Below are 4,515 nucleotides of genomic sequence, written 5' to 3'. Positions count from 1 at the left end.
TTATTTGAACACATTCATTGTAACAAAGGATGACCTTCTTTTGCTATTTTATTTTCCCACAAACATTTTACACTAACCAATCATATCTTGTGTATGTATCCAATGCTTATACCTTTTACATGACACCTCACAATGTATACGGTGTCCGAATCCTTATGCTGAAAGAGAATAACCTTTTCATGCTATATAGTAAAAAAGAAACTACTAGTAGAACAAAAACGGATATCACAAGGTTTTAACCTCATAATATCCGTTGATTACATACACTTCCTATTTAGATATCTAGCACTAAGAACTTTTTATATGAACCTACAACTGCGAGCTACGATTCATTCATAACCGCATCAATGTCTAGTTCTTGTAAATAGTTTTTGAAAGCCTCTGCTAACTGTGGATTACGCAAGCCGTATTCTACTGTGGCCTTTAAATAGCCTAAGCGATCGCCTATATCATAGCGCACACCTTCATAGGAGTAGGCTAAAATTCTTGATGAAAGTCTCGCAATAGCGTCGGTTAACTGAATTTCATTGCCCGCACCTTGAGGAGTTTTTTCTAGTTCATCAAATATATCTGGTGTCAATATATAACGACCCAAGACAGCTAAGTTCGATGGAGCATATTCGAGTGGTGGTTTCTCCACTAGCCCAGCTACTTCGTACACATTCGGTTCAATTTCACGCCCTGATACAATGCCGTAGGAACTCACCTTTTCTGGCGCTACAAATTGTGTCCCCAATATAGTCACGCCATCGTGGGCATAGTGACAGTCGATAAGTTGTTTTAAACATGGCGTATGTGTATTATATACCACATCATCTCCTAAAAGAACAGCAAATGGCTCATCCCCTATAAAAGACTTCGCACAATAGATAGCATCCCCTAAACCACGAGCCGATTTCTGACGAATGTAATGCACCTTTATATTCGCCAAATTTCTTACCATATCTAGATGTTGTTTCTTCCCTTGTTGTTGCAACAATTGTTCCAATTCTACACTAGTATCAAAATGGTCTTCAATAGCACGTTTGTTACGTCCTGTAATGATAAGAATGTCTTCAATACCTGAATCGATAGCTTCTTGCACAATGTATTGTATAGTCGGTGTATCCACGATGGGCAACATCTCTTTCGGTTGTGCCTTGGTGGCAGGCAAAAAGCGTGTACCAAAACCTGCTGCTGGAATAACCGCTTTTCTAACTTTTTTCATGGTGTCCCCTTAGGTTAAAAATCTTTCGCTACAAAAGTATATTCCCATTTCTTTTGTTTCGTACGATACGTTAAAGACCCCTCAAAAGAGTGCATATCTCGATGCCAAGTCACATCTACGTAGCGCAAGGCATGATTTTGCAAATCTTTTTGTATATGAAGGCTAAAACGATCCAAGCGAGTCGCTTGCACACTAAACCCGTAATATAAATTGTACTTCACATCAATTTGGTCAAATGGATACGGAGAATCTGCTAACACTGATACATTACTTTGACGATACCCAGCCCAAACTTTCACACGTGGTCCTATCTTTGTAGTAGCCCCTACGCCCCAATAAGGCATGGAACGAACTGATGAGTTATATCCGTAGTAGTCGCGCTGGTAACCACCATAAAATCTAACATCCGTATTCCGTCCCATATGTACTGGGTCATGTGATATTTCACCATAATATTTTGCATGGGTTCCTGTAATGTGCCCTTCATACCATTTACCATAGCTAGCACCACCACGTGCTGTAAATGGCGTACTACCTATATGGTAAGCATGTGTATCTAGAGATACTTCAGGTCTCTTTTCTACCCATACTTTTTTCGCATTCAGTGTAGCTGACTCACGACTGTACGCCACTTTGGCTGCACCCCAAGGTAAAAAATGAACATATCCAAAGGACGGTTTAAAGCCAATATTTGTACCCCATGTATAATGCAAGAAAAGTTCCCCATGCTCAGATATCGGATAATCAATTTTACCCGTCAAACTCAATCCATCAGAAGAATTATATTTTGGTCTTGGCACAAAGGAAAATACACTTACTTGTCCTTGTTTATCTTGACGCAAAGACACCGTATATTTCTTCAAAGACATAATTCGTTTATTTTTAATATAAAAGCTTGCATTATGAACGACTGCTTTATCGCCAGGGAATACTTCTATATAGTCTCCTTCCACGCGGTAATCAGGTGCTCCTTTGAAAGCGATAGCATGTTTTGTCGTTAACCACCCTTTTTCAATGCGACCAGTCTTGCCATCAAAGTCACCTACTTCTGCTTTTACCCAATAGGGATCCGCATAGCCAAATACATCCTTTGTATGCGCTTCACCAGTAGCCGCATTATAGGTAATACGAGAACCTTTTAGATCTTTAGTGACCCCTTTATCTTCTAAGAAACGATATGTCGTTGCACTTTCATATTGTTGACTTTTCGTATTCCCTTCAATTTTTTCCGATAACAGTTGCTGATTACCACGTTCCACTTCCACGGAACCATTAGCCCATACACGACCAGTTGTGTCATTATAATACATTTTATCAGCATCAATACGAACTGGAAGTACTGGTTTTGCGACTTCTTGTTTTTCTTTATGAGCAACTGGTTTTACCTGTAAATTCGGTGCATATTGTGTATCTGTAGACACTGCAGACACTACAGGCTTTTCTACATAGTGGATGTCACTAGCTTTTGTAGTCTCTTCAAAAACTGGTTGTGTCACATCTACCGTTTGTGCATGACCTTGTGTACATGCCAATACTGTTAAGATAGCAGCGACTGTTACAGAATATCTTTTCATGCCCATCTCCTAGTCTTTCTCGCGTTTTACAATGATGACTGGTTTTTCTGTTAACGAATCATCGGGTACTACTTGTACTGGTTCTGTCTTCACAGCTGGTGCTTCTGTGGCAACTGGATCTGCTGCTTTCGGCGCTGCCACTGGTTCCACAGGAGCTTTTGCAACTATTCCAGTATCCACACCATGCACTTCTACCCCAGAAATTGTAACAGAAGATTCAGGCTGTACATACACAAGCGTTCCTACTGGCAAATCAATGGATTTTCCTTTTACAAAGAAACCACCTACAAGACCCACCGGTCCCAATAATACAGCTCCTGCTACAGAGGCCCCTGCCGCTTTTAATTCACCTTTTGTTTTAGCCTTTGCTTCTTCCCCTTGGATAGCAGTAAACACGGTACCATCAATACCTTGTAATTGATCAAATACAATGTTCAATTTAGCATTACGACCAAAGGAGCGAGCTTTTGTAATTTCTGTAATATGACCGGTTCCTACTGTTCCTTTAGGAATCAACAAAGTTTCTCCATCCATTACATCCTCTGCTACTTTGACATGTACCACATCATCTTTCACATTTTTTTGAGATGTCACAGGTTCTGTCAATTCTAGAGTAAATACTTGATCAGCCCCAATCGTACCTTGTTTAGCACGTAATGCCACTTGTGTGCCAAAAATAGATTGTTTTAATTTTTGTACACGACTTTGTAAGGACCCTTTTGCTTCTATACCATTCACGCTGCGTTCCATTTCCCCAACGCGCTCTACGAGAGATCCACTATGAACTTCATCAAAATACATCCATTCCAAGGCATTCACTTCTTGATGCAATGTTATCTTTGTACCTTGACCTTCTACTGATGTATACAAAGAGTCTACTTGCCCAGTAATACTACCTTGTTGTATTTTACCATAAATAGTATCTTGCAATTGATGTACTCGATCTGTTAGTGCACCTACTTGCACTTTACCATACACAGTACTTTCCAAAGTTTCTGTTTTTTCTAAAACTGTGTCTGGCGCCGCCCATACACTTGTTGTTAAAAGAGCGAATACGGCTCCTAATACAGCAGAACGTTTCATAGTATCTCCTCATCTCTACTAACACATAGATAGCACGGGCAAGCCCGTGCTAATCCATTAAATCTTCAAATCTATAATCGCTGATACGCCAACTCCTTGAATGCGATTAGCCTTCGTTGGGTTGGTGCTATCAATCGGGACTAGTCCTTTTACGCGAGCTACGGAATTAAAACTAGCCTCTATTTGCGCTACTGCCTCAACACGTTCCACTTCACTGCTAGGTCCTGTTACCTGTGCCGCACCGATATGAGCTCCTTTGCCAAGACTCACTATAGGAACTACTTTCGTTGAATAAGTAGTACTCAAATTATTTTGCTTTAATAGGGTATTCAAGAAGTTATTAATGGAGTCACCGTATTTATCTACTAGAAAGCCCACGCCTCCTACTTTCAATACTCCTCCTACTAGACTTCCTAAATTAAATGCCTGTGCTTGTTGAACTCCAACAGCACCTACAGTGGCTACTGAGAATGCTACCATGGCAGCTACGATTTGTTTTTTCATCGTAATATCCTCCTTTTCTTCTCCATTGTATCAAAAAACAAATTTTTATTCCATACAAAGTATACGAGACGACGGTGTCAACTTTTTGTTGGAAAAATAATTGCCTAGCTTTAATAGAGGGTTCCTCGTTACTAAAGAATCCTGCGT

The 4,515-nt window shown here is 40.1% G+C and carries 4 protein-coding genes; all 4 read right to left on the bottom strand.

Annotated elements, in window-relative coordinates:
* Nucleotides 1-322: 322 nt before the first annotated feature.
* Genes galU through EO125_RS09625 form a run of 4 tightly spaced genes read right to left on the bottom strand, consistent with a single transcriptional unit; the run spans nucleotide 323 to nucleotide 4,368 of the window.
* Nucleotides 323-1,207 (bottom strand): UTP--glucose-1-phosphate uridylyltransferase GalU, encoded by an 885-nt coding sequence (gene galU / locus EO125_RS09640; protein WP_127148711.1) that lies wholly within the window; start codon nucleotides 1,205-1,207, stop codon nucleotides 323-325.
* Nucleotides 1,208-1,221: 14 nt separating this feature from the next.
* On the bottom strand, nucleotides 1,222-2,781 hold the full coding sequence (locus EO125_RS09635; protein ID WP_127148710.1) for an LptA/OstA family protein: 1,560 nt from the start codon (nucleotides 2,779-2,781) through the stop codon (nucleotides 1,222-1,224).
* Nucleotides 2,782-2,790: 9 nt separating this feature from the next.
* A complete protein-coding gene (locus EO125_RS09630) occupies nucleotides 2,791-3,864 on the bottom strand; it encodes a hypothetical protein (RefSeq protein WP_127148709.1) in 1,074 nt (357 codons plus the stop codon).
* A gap of 57 nt (nucleotides 3,865-3,921) precedes the next feature.
* A complete protein-coding gene (locus EO125_RS09625; RefSeq protein ID WP_127148708.1) occupies nucleotides 3,922-4,368 on the bottom strand; it encodes a hypothetical protein in 447 nt (148 codons plus the stop codon).
* Between the last annotated feature and the right edge of the window lie 147 nt (nucleotides 4,369-4,515).

It is taken from the genome of Veillonella sp. VA139, from assembly GCF_003992005.1.
GTDB lineage: Bacteria > Bacillota > Negativicutes > Veillonellales > Veillonellaceae > F0422.
Note: the sequence above shows the minus strand (reverse complement) of the source record. Positions and strands in the feature narration are given on the sequence as shown.